The organism is Sphingomonas hengshuiensis, from assembly GCF_000935025.1.
Classification (GTDB): Bacteria; Pseudomonadota; Alphaproteobacteria; order Sphingomonadales; family Sphingomonadaceae; genus Sphingomonas; species Sphingomonas hengshuiensis.
The window spans coordinates 2,505,600-2,519,642 of the sequence record NZ_CP010836.1; the positions used below are offsets into that span (position 1 = coordinate 2,505,600).

Genomic DNA, 14,043 nt, shown 5'->3' on the forward strand with positions numbered 1-14,043 from the left:
CCCTGGTCAGGTGGCGAAGCTCTTGATCAGCGATCCCGCGACCAGCGCCCATCCGTCGACGAGCACGAAGAAGATGATCTTCATCGGCAACGCGATCGTCGGCGGCGGCAGCATCATCATGCCCATCGCCATCAGCACCGCCGACACTGCCAGATCGATGACAAGGAACGGCAGCAGCAGCAGGAAGCCGATTTCGAACGCGCGGCGCAGCTCGGAAATCATGAACGCCGGGGCCAGCGTGCTCAACGGCGTCGCGGTGCGATCGGCGATCGGCTTGCCCGCCAGATCGGCGAACATCTTGAGGTCGCTGTCGCGCACCTGCCCCAGCATGAATTTGCGGAACGGCTCTGCGGTGCGCTCAAACGCCTGGGTCTCGGTGATCTTGCCCTTGGTATAGGGATCGACACCCTGGTTCCACGCCGTCTCGAACGTCGGCGCCATCACGAAGAACGACAGGAACAGCGCCAGGCTGATGATCACCGGGTTGGGCGGCACGCCGGGCGCGCCGATGCCGGTGCGCAGCAGCGAGAGTGCTACGACCATGCGCGTAAAGCTGGTGACGGTCATCAACAGCCCCGGCGCGAGGCTGAGCACGGTCAGCATCAGCACGAGCTGGATCGCCCGCGCGGACATCGCGCCTTCGCCGCCGATGTTGATCGTGGCGCCTTGCGCCTGGGCGTGCGCCGTCAGCGGCAGCAGCACCAGCAGCAGGGCGGCCCCGGCGAGCTTACGCATTCAGTGCCTCGCGGACCGCCGCGCGGTTCCACCGCGCCGTCACGCGCGGCGCGCGCGCACGCGGGCGGCGCGGAGCATGGGGCCGCTGGACAGGGGGAAGGTCGATATAGGTCTCAAATGCAGGCACGACGGGCGCAGGCTGGGGTGCAACGGGCGCAGGCTCAAGGGCCGCGACGGGCTCCGGCTGCGGCGCAGGCTGAGGCGGGGATGCGACGGCCTGCGCGGGTGTCGTCGGCGCCGTCGTGATGCCGGTCTCGATCATCGCATGCCCCTCCGGCCCCATCAGGATCAAATGCTCGCACCCGTCGCGCCGGATCAGCGCGACCGATCGCTTGGCATCGACCGTCAGCCGCTCGACAAGCTCGACTCGCTTGCCGCGCCCGCCGGCGATGCGCCCGGGCAACTTCAGGTCGTACCGGCGCACCGCCCATAGCGAACCCGCGAGCATGCCGAGCACCAGCCCGAGCGCCCCGAGCGTGCGGACCATCGAAAAGATATCCATCAGTGCTGCTGCTTCCGGACGATCTCGGAAACCTCGATCGACATCTGGTCCTCGTCGACCAGGATGCGTCCCATCGCGACGAGTTCGCCGTTGACATAGATGAGGCTGGGGTCGTCCTGCCCGCAATCGAGCGGGATCATCGCGCCGCGGCTCATCTGTAATATCTGCTTGATCGGCACCTCCGCCGATCCGAGCACGATCGACAGGTCGATCATAATTCCATCGAGTACCGACATGGGTTCCCCTTTCAGGATAACTTATAGGAACCTTTTTTCCGCCCCAGCGGCCCCTCCCGGCAAAAATTGCCTATTATGCTCGCAGTGACAGCAACGGCCCGGAAGGACGTGACGGAATGGACTTGAAGGCATCGCTCGGCGTCTCCGCATCGGGGCTTCGCGCCCAGTCGTTGCGGATGCGCGTGATCGCGGAGAATCTGGCCAACCAGGATTCGGTCGCGACCACGCCGGGCGGCGACCCGTATCGCCGCCGCGTCGCCAGCTTCCAGGCCGAAGTCGACCGCAACACCGGCGCCACCGGCGTCAAGCTGACCGGCATCCAGACCGACAAATCCAACTTCACCCGCGTCTATCAGCCCGGCCATCCGGCGGCAGACGGCGAGGGCTATGTGCTGAAGCCCAACGTCAACGGCCTCGTCGAGGCCGCCGACATGAAATCGGCGCAGCGCAGCTACGAAGCCAATCTCAATGCCATCGAGGCCGCGAAGAGCCTGACGATGCGCACCATCGACCTGCTCAAGTAACTCCAGGGGAGCATCATCATGTCTATCGGAGCATTGGACGCGACGTCCGCCTATGGCCGCGTCGCGGGGCTGGGCAACAGCATCGGAAAGTCGGTCGGCAAGACCGAGGAAAGCGGCGGCTTCGGCGCGATGGTCGAGGGGCTGGTCACCGGCACCGCCGACCAGATGCGCGTCGCCGAAAAGGCCTCGACCGCACAGGTCGCGGGCAAGGGCGACCTGATCGACGTCGTCACCGCGATCGGCGCGGCGGAAACCGCGCTCGACACGATGGTCGCGGTGCGCGATCGCGTCGTCAGCGCCTATTCCGACATCATGCGCATGCAGATCTGACGTGACGCCGGACCAGGTCGTCGAGTTGGCCGAAGCCGCGCTGCTGCTCGTCCTGACCGTGGTCGGGCCGCTGCTGCTGACCTCGCTCATCGTCGGCAGCATCATCGGCCTGCTCCAGGCGCTGACCCAGATCCAGGAAACCACCCTGACCTTCGTGCCCAAGCTGTTCGCGATGGGCATCGTGTTCCTGCTCACCCTGCCCGCAATGGGCCAGGCTTTGTCGGGATTCATGGCGAAGATCAGCGACCTGATCATCACCGGATGATCGTCCCCGCCGACCTGGAGCTTCAGGTCACTGCCTTTTTCATCGTGTTCGCGCGCGTCGGCGCGGTGCTGATGCTGTTGCCCGTGTTCGGCGAAGACGCCGTGCCGGGCCGCATCCGGCTGATGATCGCCTTTGCGATGTCGGCGGCGCTGTACGGCATCCTCGGCGCCCCTGCCCGCGCGGCGGTTGCGGGCGGCGCGGTGCTGCCCGCGGTGATCGTGGCCGAGCTGATGACGGGCCTCGCAATGGGGATGATCGTCAAGATCCTGTTCTTCTCGATCTCGATGGCGGGATCGATCGTCAGCATGCAAATCGGGCTTTCCGCCGCCATGATCTTTGATCCGGCCCAGTCGAGCCAGGCGCCTTTGCTGTCGAAATTCGCTGGGATCGCCGCGGCTTTGGTGTGCATGGGGATGCAGGTCCACCATCTCTGGCTGGGCGCGATCATCAACAGCTATCAGAGCTTCCCCATCGGCGGCCTGCCCCCGATGCAGGATTTCGCGCAGCTCGCGATCGAGGCGATCGGGCGGTCGATGACGCTGGGGATCAGCCTCGCGGCGCCGCTGATCGTGTACGGCATCGCGTTCAACGTCGCGCTGGGGCTCGCCGCGCGCATATCGCCTGCGATCCAGGTGTTCTTCATCGCCCAGCCGCTGAACCTGCTGCTCGGCCTCAGCCTCGCCGCCGCGACGATCGGGACGATGCTCACCTTTTTCGGCCAGGCGATGGGCGACGCGATGCAGGGCGGCTGGTAAATGGCCGAGGGCAGCGAAGAAGACAAAACACTCGACCCGACCGACAAGAAGCTCGACGATGCGCGCCAGAAGGGCGACGTGCCGATGGCGCCGGAAATGCGCCATGCGACGATGTTCGTCGCGATGCTGGTCGTGATGGGCGGATTGGGCGTGATCACCGTGCAGGGGCTGGGGATGATCCTGGTCCGGCTATGGGGCGGCGCCGACGAGTTTCGGATGAGCCCCGACGGCGCACAGGCCTTTGCCACCGGCATTTTGGGCGCCTTTGCCACCGCGATGGTCCCGGTGCTTTCCGCAATGTTCGGCTTCGCGCTGCTCGGCGGCATCCTCCAGGGGCGACCGATGATCGCGTGGACGCGGATCAAGCCCAAATTCTCCAAGCTCAATCCCGTCAGCGGCGCGGCGCGGCTGTTCGGCAAGCAATCGCTGGTCGAGTTCCTAAAGACCCTCGCCAAGCTCTGCATCGTCGTCGGCATCACCTATTCGGTCGCATGGCCGCACGCGGCGGGGATCGAGCGGCTGGTCGGCGCCGACCTCCAGGCGACCGGCGCCGCCGCCAACGGCATCGTCTGGGCAATGCTCCAGCCGATCGCGACGCTGGTCGGCGCGCTGGCGCTGTTCGATTTCGTCTGGCAGCGCCGCGCCTATCTCAAAAAGATGCGGATGAGCCTTCAGGAAGTGAAGGACGAGCATAAGGAAAGCGAAGGCGATCCCAAGATCAAGGGCAAGATCCGCCAGATGCAGATGCAGCGCGCGCGCAGCCGGATGATGGCGAACGTGCCCAAGGCCAGCGTCGTGATCACCAACCCGACGCACTATGCGATCGCGCTCCAATATGATCACGGCGCAATGGCGGCGCCGGTGGTGGTGGCGAAGGGCGTCGACGCCGTCGCGCTCAAGATCCGCGAAATCGCTGCTGCGAACAATATCCCGCTGGTCGAGAACCGCCCGCTCGCGCGCGCACTATACGCCAGCGCCGAGCTGGACCGCCCGATCCCGGTCGAACATTATGCGGCGGTGGCCGAAGTCATCAGCTTCGTGATGCGGATCGCGCGCAACCGGCGGTAGGCTTGCGCGGACATGCGCGGCATCGCGCATGCGCCGCCCGCCCCGCTCCTCACGCCTCGACGTCGAACTTCGCCAGCTCCACGCGCACGCGCAGGTCGATCTCCGACAAAATGTCCTTGAGCACCGGATCGTCGGGATTGGTGAACCCCTGCGACCATTCGGCGATCTCCTGCAACCGCGCGACGCTGGGCGTGCCGGCCAGCACTTCGCGGTGCAGCCGGTCGAGCGCGTCGAGGCCGCGTTCGGCATCCACGGCCTGTTTGCGCCGCCGCTCGATCCCCGGATCGCCGGCGGCGAGCGCCACCAGCATCTGGACGCTGGGCATCGGCGGGGCGCCCGGCCCGGACACCGGCGGTTGCGGCATCGCGCGCGGCCCGTCCTCGTTCATCGGAAAGCTCGGCACGACCTTGGGCAGCGCCGCAAAGGCGCCGCGGAGCAGGATCGTGGAAAGGCCTTCGATGCGCACGAAATACGGTCCCCCGGGCCATCACGGCCCACCTTTATCCTATAAGAATATTACTGCGGCTTTTCCACTTTCCCGAGGGTTTATGAAGCGCATTGCCGCTCTGATACTGGTCCTGATCGCCACGCTGGCATTTGCCCCCTACGCGGCGGCACAGACGCGCATCAAGGACGTCGTCGATGTCGAGAATGTCCGCGAGAACCAGCTCGTCGGCTATGGCCTCGTCGTGGGTCTCGCGGGCACCGGCGATCGCATGCGCAACGCGCCGTTCACCGAGGAATCGATGCAGGCGATGCTCGAGCGGATGGGGGTCAACATCCGCGGCACGCAGATGCGGACCCAGAATGTCGCCGCCGTCTCGATCACCGCAACGATGCCGCCCTTTGCCCGCTCGGGCTCGCGGATCGATGTGCAGGTCGCAGCGCTGGGCGATGCCTCCAGCCTTCAGGGCGGAACGCTGATCGCCTCGTCGCTGCGCGCGCTCGACGGCGAGATCTACGCCGTCGCGCAGGGCAATGTCGCGGTGTCGGGCTTCAAGGGCCAGGGCGCCGCCGCCAGCGTCAGCCGGGGCGTCACCACTTCCGCGCGCATCGCCAATGGCGCGATCGTCGAGCGCGAAGTGCCCTATGCCCTCACCTCCGCCGTCAGCCTGAAGCTGGCGCTCAAAAACCCTGATTTCGCCACCGCCGCGCGGATTGCTGCGGCGATCAACGGCAAATATCCGGGCACCGCCGAGGTGCTCGATCCCGGCACGGTCGAACTGTCGCCGGGCACCCGCTTCGCCGGCGGCGTGATCGACCTGGTCACGCGCATCGGCGACCTCGAGGTCCGCGTCGACCAGCCCGCGCGGATCGTCATCAACGAAGCCTCGGGCACCGTCGTGATGAACAACGACGTGCGCGTGACCCCGGTCGCGATCGCGCAGGGCGGGCTCACCATCACCGTGAGCGAAGCGCCGCAGGTCTCGCAGCCCGCGCCGATGTCCAACGGAGAGACCACCGTCGTCCCCCGCACCCAGGTTCAGGTCAATGACGGCAACGACGCCTCGCTGGCGACGATCACGGGGGAATCGCTGCAATCTTTGGTCAGCGGGCTGAATACGCTCGGCGTGTCCCCCCGCGACCTGATCACCATTCTCCAGGCCGTGAAGAGCGCAGGCGCGCTCCAGGCCGAAATCGAGGTCCAATAATGCCCGACATCGCCCCCGTAACCCCCGCCGCGCCGCCCCCTGCCATGCCCAGGGTCGATGCCAGGAACGCCGCCACCGCGCGCAATTTCGAGGCCGTCTTTCTCGGCCAGATGACCCAGCTAATGCTCGAGAGCGTCGATCGCGAGGGCGGTTTCGGCGGCGGGCATGGCGAAGACATGTTCCGCGGCGTGCTCGCGGAGAAGCTGGGCACCGAAATGGCCAAGCGCGGCGGCATCGGCCTCGCGCCGGCGGTGCTCGATCAGATCCTCAAGCTGCAACAGGGCCGATAATGACCGCGCATCTGATCGACGCCATGCTCTCGCTGACTTCGCTGATGGAGGAAGAAAGCGAGAAGCTGTCGCGCACCCCCTATTTGCCCGAACTGCCCGAGATCGCCAACGCAAAGCTCCGCCTGACCGGGCGGATCGAGGCCGAAGTCGCGCGGCTCAAGCGCGGGTCGGAGGATTGGCTGACCCAGCTCGACGCCGACACGCGGCTCCAGCTGGCGGACGCCAGCCGCAACCTGCGCGACGCCTGCACCGTCAACGCCCAGATCCTGTCGCGCCAGATCGAGCTGTCCGTCGAAATGATGGCCGCAATCGCCGCCGAGGCCCAGCGACTGACCGGCAGCCGCAGCAGCACCTATGGCGCCGGCGGCGGCCTGGGCGGGCTGGAGGCCCCCGCCCCGATCTCGATCAACGCGCGGCTCTAGAGCGGGGTGACGTCGACGCCCGTCAGCTTGATCGAGCGATCCCAAAGCCGTTGCGCAATCGTCGCATCCACAGCGTTCGGACTGCGGCCCGACGGCCCAGAGGGCCCTTTCAATTCATTCCATCCGATCGGGCCATAATAGCCCCCCGGGTTGACGACGCTTGTCGCAGCCTGAAGCGATGGCCATGCCCCCATCGCTGCCGTGTTGAACCGCAATAGCTTTGCCAGCGGGACAACGATCGATCTCAACAGCCGCTGCTCTCGGCCGAGACTCGTTATCGCCAAGCCTGGATGAGAGCCGATCGCGATTATCGGCGAACCCGCGGCCCTGAGACGCTGGTCGAGTTCGAAGAGGAACAACATGTTCGCGAGCTTGCTGTTGGCGTAGCGAGACGAGTGACCGTATCCCTTTCCCGCGTTGTCGAGGTCGTCGAAGTCGATCACTCCGGTCCTGTGCGATGCGCTGCCGGTGATCACCACGCGCGGTACTGAGGCTTCTGCCAATTTTGGAAGCAGCAGGCAGGTGAAGGCGAAGCTTCCCAGGTGATTTGTTCCGAAGTGCTGCTCGAACCCTTGTTTGGTTTGGGAGAGAGTAAACTCCATCACGCCTGCATTGTTGATCAGCACGTCGATCACAGGGCCTGCGGAAAGCGTTTCAGCGGCAGTGCGGATGCTGTCGAGATCGCTCTGATCGTATGCGAGAAATTCCAGCTCGGCGCCCGGGTTCAGCGCGCGGATACGCATGATCGCGGCGTCCGCTTTGGGCTTGCTGCGGCAGGCCATGACGACGCGCGCGCGCCGAGCCGCTAGTACGCGCGTTATCTCAAATCCCAATCCGGAATTCGCGCCAGTGACCACGAATGTCTTGCCGCTCTGATCTGTCACGTCGCTTTCGGAAAATCCGCTCATCCTGCGCTCTCTTTCACTTCAAGTCATCGTCGAATGACGCACGGAACGCCGAGATCGCGCCTTAACATCTCGATTTGAACGATGTACAGATCGACCATAGAGGGTATCTGAACAATGTCTAGATTGGAAAACGATTGAGCGATTCTGGTCCTGTGCGCGGCTACCATCATGGCGAATTGCGGACGGCCATGATTGACGCCGCCGCCGCCATCATTTCCGACGAAGGGGTAGAGGGCTTTACATTGCGCGCAGCGGCACGCCGGGCTGGCGTTTCTCCCGGGGCACCCGCCCATCACTTCGGCAACATAAAAGGTTTACTGACCGAGGTGGCCACGCTCGCCTATAAGGAGCTTTATCACTGTTTCAGTACGGTCGAGCGCGGCGCCACGCCTGGGGCGACGCTGCGGTCCATGGCGCGGGCCTATATTGACTTCGCCCTGAACAACCCGGGCCGTTTTCAATTGATGTACCGCAAAGATCTCGTGAACCGGTTGGATGCGCGATACGCACAAGCCAGCAAAGCCACGCTGGAGATGTTCGCCCTTGCAGCAGCAGACGTCTACGGGGTCTCCGACCTTGCGGTCGAAGGCCAGAGCACGGGATATGCAGGCATCATCGCTGCGTGGTCCACTGCCCACGGCATCGCTCACCTGGCTCTGGAAGAGAAGCTGGATTTCGTGACGCAGGGCGAGCACAGAATGCGCGACTTCATGGATCGCGCTTTGCCATCGATTCTTGAGTCCCAATGGCCTGGGTGAGTTGCCCTCTTGCTAACAGAGAAACGTTGATACGGCCTCCCGAGTCGGCAACTGTAGGAACATCCGCTTTCGAAGGTACCTGTCCAAAAGCAGTCAGAGCACTCCCCACCCAATTCCGGGCACTCGCGGCGAGCTTCGCCCGTACCGTCCGACGCACCAGTCGCCCCCTTGCAATCGCGGCGATGTTCCCCATATGTACCGAACTTGTCCCCTTCCGGCGACCGCTCTTTGATTCCGTTAGTAACCCCTCCTGTGCGCAAGGCGGCGCGCTTCGCAGGCTCGACCCATGTTCCGGCTGGCGGTTCCCGCCAACGCTCCACGAGCCTAAACTTCCTAAACTTCGCATCCCCGCGCCGGCCCGTGGCGAGGCCTGCCGAAAAACGCGCATACGCCTAAACTTCCTAAACTTCGCTCGGTGGCCACCACCCCGGCGCGGTGGTTCTCCACCAAAATCGGTCCACAAATTGTGAGTGTGTCGCCGCAAAAAAGGCGCCACCCCAAACCGGGCAGCGCCTTCCGCAGCATCCGTCCCACCACGCCGGCCTCAGCCCCCGCCACCACGCCCCAGCGCAGTCTTCAGCATCAGTTGCTGCTTCCGATACAAACTCGTCATCGCCGTAAAATCCGCCTGGACCTGCCCCAGCTTGAGCAACTGGTCTTCCAGCGTCACGTTGTTGCCGTCCGGCTTGGTCTCGGTAATGTCCTTGTCGAGCACGATCCCCGCCCCCACCGGCTGCACCGCGCCCAGCCGCTTCATCGCCGCCGTCAGTTCGACCTTCGGGCGCGCGACCATGCCGCTGCCGCCGACCATCGCCGCGAAGTTCGGCTCGGCGACGTCGCGCGTCTTGTAGCCTGGGGTTTCGCTGTTCGCGATGTTCTGCGCGATCACGCGCTGGCGTTCGGACAGGTTCATCATCCGCTCGCGGATGCCGGCAAGCAGGGGCAGCGTGCTCATGTCAAAGTCCCGTGATGCTGGACGAGGTGCTGTTCAACCGCTTCAGCGCGGCGGTGTAGTTGGCGAGCTGGGCGGTCTCGCGCACCGTCGATCCCTTGCCGGTCTTGGTGTTCTTGACGCCGTCGACCAGCCTGGCCTTGCCATCGTCCCAATAGAGCGATCGATAGGCGGTCTGGCTCATCGACACCGCCTCGCCCATTTTCTTGAGCGCGACCTTGGCGTCGTCGAGCGTCGTCAGGTTGAGCGCCTCGCTCAGTCCCAGCCCGAACGTGCCGCCGGGCCGCACGCGCGGCGCGCCGCTGGCGACGGTCGGATCGGCCTGGATGCGCTGCGGGTCCAGCCCAAGCTTGGCGAGCGCGTCGGTGCCGTCCGGCCCGGCGAGCAGCTCGATCGCGTTCCCCGCCTTCATGTCGATGCGGAGCGATCGCCCCTCGCCGATCTTCGGCGTCGTCACCGTCGCCTTGCTCGCCCCCGCAATCCCGCGGATGCGATCGGCAAGCGTCGTCAGCGTGTCGTCGGCGGAGATCGTGATCTTGCGCACCGTGCCCTCGTTGACGCGGATCGAGAAGCTGTCGCCGGGGCGCAGCGCGGTCTGGGTCGTCAGCTTCTCCGAAACCTCGGGGTTCACCGTCCCGCGCGCAAAGCCCAGCGCGGAGAGCGCGTTCGCGCCCCCGACATTCGCCGCGATCCGCACGGGCTCGGTGCGCAACAGCGACGCGCCGAACTGGTTGGTGTCGGCGATGCCGCCCGTCGCCGGATCGATCCGCGCGACGAAGCCGTCGGTCGCGCCCAGCTTCGCAGCACCTAGCGTGCCGGTGGTGCGCCCGCCCGCGTAGAGCGTGCCCCCCATGAAGGCGAGCGAGTCGACCTGGTCGTCCGCCGACGATCCCAGATAGGTGACGCTGGCGCTCGACAGCGCGGAATCGATCCGCGCGACAAAGCCGTCGCGGCCGCCGCCGGTGGCGTTGACCTGCGTCCCCGTCAGCGCGGCGTCGGTCGCCCCGCCCACTGCGATGCTGCCATCCGCGCCCACTGCGATCACCCGCGCATCGGCACTGCCCAGGCTGATCCGCCCCAATTCGGTCGACAGGGCGGCGGCATCGAGCTTGCGCACCTCCGCGACGCCGTCCGACGCCATCAGCGCCAGCACATTGCCGTCGCCATCGATCGCCAGCCCGTTGAGCGTCTCGCTGCCGGTGCCGGAAAGCGTGCTGCGCTCGGCAATCGCGCCCGTGCTGTCGATCCGCGCGACAAAGGCGTCGCCGCCGCCGGTCGACACCCGTCCGCCGACAAAGATCGACCCGTCCGCGCCGACCGCCAGCGCACGCGCGGTATCGGCGCCGACTGCGCGGACCACGGTGGAGAATTGCTCGTCGCCCTCGGCGTCGAACTTCGCGACCGCCATGTCGCCATCGGCAGTCGCGCCGTTGAAGCTGCCGTTGACGGTTGCCGCGACGACGATCCCACCGTCCGGCGCGATCGACACCGCCGCGCCGGTGGACGAACCGCCCGCACCCAGGCTGCGCTGCCAGACGATCTTGCCCTCGCCGTCCATCTTGGTCAGGAACAGATTGTCGTCGCCATCGGAGCGGTTCGCGCCCAGATCGCCCTGCGTCGTGCCGACGACATAGCTGTTGCCCTGTGCATCGGTGGCGACCGCCGCCGCGTCGGTCGGGGCATAGACGTTGTTGGTCTTGGTCGTCTGGGTCTTGATCTTGCCGTCGAGGTCGGTCTTCGTCGTCGTCAGCGTCGTGGTCTTGCCGAGCAGCGTCGCGCGCGCGGTCTCCTGCCGATCGAGCGCGGAGAGTGTCGCCATCGTCTTGCGCGTCGCGGCGCCGCTGGGGTCGTCGATCCGGAACACGCTGGTCGCGGTGGGTGCGTCGAGCGCGGTCTGGCCGGTGGCGACGACCAGCGCGTCCTTCGCGCCGACCTGGTCGAGCGTCACGCGCTCCAGCCCGCTGGGCGCCTTCAGCGTCAGCCCCCATTTGTCGGTGCCTTTCTGCACCTCGAACTGCGCCAGCCAGCGCGGCGCGGACTCGCCATTTTCGTCGAGATAGACGCTGCCATCGGCGTTGCGCCGCGGGATCGCGGTGATCGCCGCATTGATCGCGGCGGCGACCGAGTCCAGCGTCGGCGGCTGCGTCCCCTGCGCCAGATCGACGGTCACGGTATCGGTGGCGCCGGGCTTGTCGAGCTTGATCGTGAAGACTTCGCTGCCGGTCAGCCCGGGGATCGCGTCGGTGCGGTTCTTGACCAGCCCGGGCCCTTTGACGGCATATTGGTCGGGCGCGGACAGATCGATCGTCTTGGCGCTGCGGCTGGGCTGGGCAAAGGCGAGGTTGACCTTGTCCGACGGCGCCTTGGCGAGGAAGGCCTGGACATCGGCCAGCCCCTTGGCAAAGCTGGTCTGGAGCGTGGCGCGCTGCGCCGACGACGCGGTCTTGACCGACGCCGCCTCGGCCAGCAGCCGCAGGCGATCGAGCGCCTTGTACGCGATGAAGCTTGTCTGGACGTCCTCGGGCAGCAGCTCCGATCCGGTGCCGGCCTTGTCGATGACGGTCTTCATCGCCTTGATCGTCGATACCTGGCTCGACAGCGGCGCGCTGGTCTTGGTTTCCTTCCAGGGCGGCGTCGTGGCGGCGAGCGTGAACTGCGCCTTGGCGGTGCGTACCGCCTTGCTTTCATAGGCAATCGTCTCAAGCGAGCTGCTCGAGACGCCCGTCCCGGTCAGCAGGCTCAGCCCCGCCAGACTGTTCGATAAATTCACCGCCATGCGACTGCCTCTGCCCCCTTGATCCTATAATAGACGAGCCGGCGCCTCCGCAGAGTCGCGCGGGCGCAAATTTATAAGAGGGACGAGAATGAGCCTGATGGCGCCGATCGCAGAGCCGGCCGAACTCAAAAAGTACAGCGGGGCCCAGCGCGCGGCCGCGCTGATGCTGGCGCTGGGCCGCGAACATGGCGCGCCGATCTGGGAACAGCTTTCCACCGACGAGATCAAGGAATTGTCGTCGACCATCGCCGGGCTGGGGCGCATTTCCTCCGCGGTGGTCGAGCATCTGCTGATCCAGTTCACCGGCGAAGTCGCCAGCATGGCGTCGCTCCACGGCAGCTACGAAACGACCGAGCGGCTGCTCGGCGGCATCCTGCCCGGCGACAAGGTCAAGGAGATCATGGAGGACATCCGCGGCCCCTCGGGCCGGACGATGTGGGACAAGCTCTCCAATGTCAGCGAGTCGGTGCTGGCGGGTGCACTTCGCCACGAATATCCGCAGACGGTGGCAGTGATCCTGTCCAAGCTGCGCGCCGATCACGCCGCGCGCGTCATCGCCGAGCTGCCGCGCGACTTCTCGGTCGACGTGGTGATGCGGATGCTGCGGATGGATACCGTGCAGAAGGACGTCATCAACCAGGTCGAGCAGACGCTGAAGAGCGAGTTCATGACCAACCTGTCGCGCTCGAACAAGCGCGACCCGCACGAGGCGATGGCGGAGCTGTTCAACTCGCTGGATCGCGCGACCGAGGAAGCGATGCTGACCGCGCTCGATGGCCGCGCGCCCGAAAGCGCCGAGCGTATCCGCGCGCTGATGTTCACCTTCGAGGATCTGTCGAACCTGCTCCCCGCCGCGATCGCAGTGATCGTCCGCAACGCCGACAAGCGCGAAATGGCGCTGGCGCTGAAGGGCGCGCCGGAGCAGCTCAAGCAGCTCTTCTTCGGCGCGATGACCGAACGCGCGTCGAAGCTGATGCGCGAGGACATGGCCGGGATGGGCCCGGTCCGCGCCCGCGACTGCGAGGAAGCGCAATCGTCGCTCGTCCGCCTGGCCAAGAGCCTGGCAGATCGCGGCGAAATCATGCTCGTCGACCCCAAGTCCGACGACGCGATGATCATCTGACGAGGACGCCAAGATGAGCCTGCACAGCGTCGAGCGTTTCGCTTTCGATCGTATCTTCACCGTCGCCAGCGGCGATTCCGCCCCGACCGGCGACAGCCTGCTCGAACTGGCGGCGCTCCGCGTCGAGATGGCGGCGCTGAAGGCCGAGCAGGGCGCGCAGGTCGCGCTCGCCCGCGCGCAAGGGTTCGACGCCGGGCTGGCCCAGGCGCGGGCGGAGCGCGAGGTCGCGTTGCTGAGTGCCGTCGATGCGCTACAGGCGGGGATCGAGACGCTCGACGAACGCTTCGCCGACGTCACTCGGCGCGTGACCAGCGACGCCGCCGAGATCGCACTGGCAGCCGCCGACATGATCGCGGGCCGCGCGCTCGAAACCGCGCCCGGCGACGCGATCGACGCCGCGATCGGCCGCGTGCTGGCCCAGGTTGCGCGCGGCACCGAACTCGAAATCCGCGTCCACCCCGACATTATCGACGCGGTCGAGGCGCGCATCGCCGAGCGCCAGTCACGCGACCGGCGCAAGCTGTCGCTCACCGTCATCGGCGACGTCACGCTCGCCCCCGGCGACGCCATGATCGGCTGGGAACAGGGCGGACTGGCGCTCGACGCCGCGGCACGCCGACGCGCAGTCGAGGCCGAACTACACTCGCTGCTACACCCCTAAAGACGGGACTTCCCCCTCCTGATTGCGGGAGGGGGAAGACGGGCGAGCGAAGACGCAGAGCCACTAGGCAAAAAATTCCCACCCGG

The 14,043-nt window shown here is 66.1% G+C and carries 18 protein-coding genes; 11 read left to right on the forward strand and 7 right to left on the reverse strand.

The annotated features are described in order from the left end of the window. Positions 1–6: 6 nt before the first annotated feature. The 3 genes from fliP to TS85_RS10975 are packed head-to-tail and all read right to left on the reverse strand — an operon-like array spanning position 7 to position 1,473. Positions 7–735 carry a flagellar type III secretion system pore protein FliP gene (gene fliP / locus TS85_RS10965; RefSeq protein WP_044332148.1) on the reverse strand — a complete coding sequence of 243 codons (729 nt, stop codon included), beginning with the start codon at positions 733–735 and terminating at the stop codon, positions 7–9. Then, positions 728–1,237 (reverse strand): flagellar biosynthetic protein FliO, encoded by a 510-nt coding sequence (locus tag TS85_RS24645; RefSeq protein ID WP_077228563.1) that lies wholly within the window; start codon positions 1,235–1,237, stop codon positions 728–730. The genes fliP and TS85_RS24645 overlap by 8 nt, the downstream gene beginning before the upstream one ends. Beyond that, complete coding sequence (locus TS85_RS10975) at positions 1,237–1,473, reverse strand: FliM/FliN family flagellar motor switch protein (RefSeq protein WP_044332151.1); 237 nt, start codon at positions 1,471–1,473, stop codon at positions 1,237–1,239. Before TS85_RS10975 ends, TS85_RS24645 begins: the two co-directional genes overlap by 1 nt. Before the next feature lie 116 nt (positions 1,474–1,589). On the opposite strand from TS85_RS10975, the gene flgC reads away from it, so the two are divergent. From flgC to flhB, 5 genes are read left to right on the forward strand one after another with little or no spacing between them, the layout of a single operon-like run. Continuing rightward, entirely contained in the window at positions 1,590–1,997 is a 408-nt protein-coding gene (gene flgC / locus TS85_RS10980; RefSeq protein WP_044332154.1) for a flagellar basal body rod protein FlgC, read from the forward strand. 18 nt (positions 1,998–2,015) lie between these two features. Further along, entirely contained in the window at positions 2,016–2,327 is a 312-nt protein-coding gene (locus TS85_RS10985) for a flagellar hook-basal body complex protein FliE (RefSeq protein ID WP_044332157.1), read from the forward strand. A gap of 1 nt (position 2,328) precedes the next feature. Then, positions 2,329–2,592, forward strand: coding sequence for a flagellar biosynthetic protein FliQ (locus TS85_RS10990; protein WP_044332158.1), 264 nt, complete (start codon positions 2,329–2,331; stop codon positions 2,590–2,592). Then, a complete protein-coding gene (gene fliR, locus TS85_RS10995) occupies positions 2,589–3,347 on the forward strand; it encodes a flagellar biosynthetic protein FliR (protein WP_044332160.1) in 759 nt (252 codons plus the stop codon). Before TS85_RS10990 ends, fliR begins: the two co-directional genes overlap by 4 nt. Next, the gene (gene flhB / locus TS85_RS11000) at positions 3,348–4,415 is read left to right on the forward strand and encodes a flagellar biosynthesis protein FlhB (RefSeq protein ID WP_044332161.1); all 1,068 of its coding nucleotides are present in this window, start codon (positions 3,348–3,350) and stop codon (positions 4,413–4,415) included. A 49-nt stretch (positions 4,416–4,464) separates the two neighbouring features. On the opposite strand, the gene TS85_RS11005 is transcribed toward flhB, so the two are convergent. Next, a complete protein-coding gene (locus TS85_RS11005) occupies positions 4,465–4,881 on the reverse strand; it encodes a flagellar assembly protein FliX (protein WP_044332163.1) in 417 nt (138 codons plus the stop codon). 82 nt (positions 4,882–4,963) lie between these two features. On the opposite strand from TS85_RS11005, the gene TS85_RS11010 reads away from it, so the two are divergent. Genes TS85_RS11010 through TS85_RS11020 form a run of 3 tightly spaced genes read left to right on the forward strand, consistent with a single transcriptional unit; the run spans position 4,964 to position 6,779 of the window. Then, positions 4,964–6,067, forward strand: coding sequence for a flagellar basal body P-ring protein FlgI (locus tag TS85_RS11010; protein ID WP_044332164.1), 1,104 nt, complete (start codon positions 4,964–4,966; stop codon positions 6,065–6,067). Then, a complete protein-coding gene (locus tag TS85_RS11015; protein WP_044332167.1) occupies positions 6,067–6,357 on the forward strand; it encodes a rod-binding protein in 291 nt (96 codons plus the stop codon). The genes TS85_RS11010 and TS85_RS11015 overlap by 1 nt, the downstream gene beginning before the upstream one ends. Then, positions 6,357–6,779: a hypothetical protein gene (locus tag TS85_RS11020; protein ID WP_044332169.1), complete on the forward strand. Its 423-nt coding sequence runs from the start codon at positions 6,357–6,359 to the stop codon at positions 6,777–6,779. The genes TS85_RS11015 and TS85_RS11020 overlap by 1 nt, the downstream gene beginning before the upstream one ends. Here TS85_RS11020 and TS85_RS11025 read toward each other — a convergent pair. Continuing rightward, complete coding sequence (locus TS85_RS11025; RefSeq protein WP_044332171.1) at positions 6,776–7,687, reverse strand: oxidoreductase; 912 nt, start codon at positions 7,685–7,687, stop codon at positions 6,776–6,778. The genes TS85_RS11020 and TS85_RS11025 overlap by 4 nt on opposite strands. 188 nt (positions 7,688–7,875) lie before the next feature. On the opposite strand from TS85_RS11025, the gene TS85_RS11030 reads away from it, so the two are divergent. Further along, a complete protein-coding gene (locus tag TS85_RS11030) occupies positions 7,876–8,445 on the forward strand; it encodes a TetR/AcrR family transcriptional regulator (protein ID WP_052507854.1) in 570 nt (189 codons plus the stop codon). A 544-nt stretch (positions 8,446–8,989) separates the two neighbouring features. On the opposite strand, the gene TS85_RS11035 is transcribed toward TS85_RS11030, so the two are convergent. Together TS85_RS11035 and TS85_RS11040 are read right to left on the reverse strand one after the other, a co-directional pair. After that, entirely contained in the window at positions 8,990–9,400 is a 411-nt protein-coding gene (locus tag TS85_RS11035; protein WP_044332173.1) for a flagellar basal body protein, read from the reverse strand. 1 nt (position 9,401) lies between these two features. Further along, positions 9,402–12,173, reverse strand: a complete 2,772-nt coding sequence (locus TS85_RS11040) for a PQQ-binding-like beta-propeller repeat protein (protein ID WP_044332174.1) — start codon at positions 12,171–12,173, stop codon at positions 9,402–9,404. Positions 12,174–12,261: 88 nt separating this feature from the next. On the opposite strand from TS85_RS11040, the gene TS85_RS11045 reads away from it, so the two are divergent. After that, complete coding sequence (locus tag TS85_RS11045; protein WP_044332176.1) at positions 12,262–13,296, forward strand: flagellar motor switch protein FliG; 1,035 nt, start codon at positions 12,262–12,264, stop codon at positions 13,294–13,296. A 13-nt stretch (positions 13,297–13,309) separates the two neighbouring features. Continuing rightward, positions 13,310–13,957, forward strand: a complete 648-nt coding sequence (locus tag TS85_RS11050) for a FliH/SctL family protein (protein ID WP_044332178.1) — start codon at positions 13,310–13,312, stop codon at positions 13,955–13,957. Positions 13,958–14,043: the final 86 nt, after the last annotated feature.

Coding starts and splice junctions, on each gene's coding strand:
- TS85_RS11035 (WP_044332173.1), bottom strand. CDS start 9,400: ATGAGCACGCTGCCCCTGCTTGCCGGCATCCGCGAGCGGATGATGAAC.
- TS85_RS11015 (WP_044332167.1), top strand. CDS start 6,067: ATGCCCGACATCGCCCCCGTAACCCCCGCCGCGCCGCCCCCTGCCATG.
- TS85_RS11010 (WP_044332164.1), top strand. CDS start 4,964: ATGAAGCGCATTGCCGCTCTGATACTGGTCCTGATCGCCACGCTGGCA.
- flgC (WP_044332154.1), top strand. CDS start 1,590: ATGGACTTGAAGGCATCGCTCGGCGTCTCCGCATCGGGGCTTCGCGCC.
- flhB (WP_044332161.1), top strand. CDS start 3,348: ATGGCCGAGGGCAGCGAAGAAGACAAAACACTCGACCCGACCGACAAG.
- TS85_RS10985 (WP_044332157.1), top strand. CDS start 2,016: ATGTCTATCGGAGCATTGGACGCGACGTCCGCCTATGGCCGCGTCGCG.
- TS85_RS11045 (WP_044332176.1), top strand. CDS start 12,262: ATGAGCCTGATGGCGCCGATCGCAGAGCCGGCCGAACTCAAAAAGTAC.
- fliP (WP_044332148.1), bottom strand. CDS start 735: ATGCGTAAGCTCGCCGGGGCCGCCCTGCTGCTGGTGCTGCTGCCGCTG.
- TS85_RS11025 (WP_044332171.1), bottom strand. CDS start 7,687: ATGAGCGGATTTTCCGAAAGCGACGTGACAGATCAGAGCGGCAAGACA.
- TS85_RS24645 (WP_077228563.1), bottom strand. CDS start 1,237: ATGGATATCTTTTCGATGGTCCGCACGCTCGGGGCGCTCGGGCTGGTG.
- TS85_RS11050 (WP_044332178.1), top strand. CDS start 13,310: ATGAGCCTGCACAGCGTCGAGCGTTTCGCTTTCGATCGTATCTTCACC.
- TS85_RS11040 (WP_044332174.1), bottom strand. CDS start 12,173: ATGGCGGTGAATTTATCGAACAGTCTGGCGGGGCTGAGCCTGCTGACC.
- TS85_RS11020 (WP_044332169.1), top strand. CDS start 6,357: ATGACCGCGCATCTGATCGACGCCATGCTCTCGCTGACTTCGCTGATG.
- TS85_RS11030 (WP_052507854.1), top strand. CDS start 7,876: ATGATTGACGCCGCCGCCGCCATCATTTCCGACGAAGGGGTAGAGGGC.
- TS85_RS10975 (WP_044332151.1), bottom strand. CDS start 1,473: ATGTCGGTACTCGATGGAATTATGATCGACCTGTCGATCGTGCTCGGA.
- fliR (WP_044332160.1), top strand. CDS start 2,589: ATGATCGTCCCCGCCGACCTGGAGCTTCAGGTCACTGCCTTTTTCATC.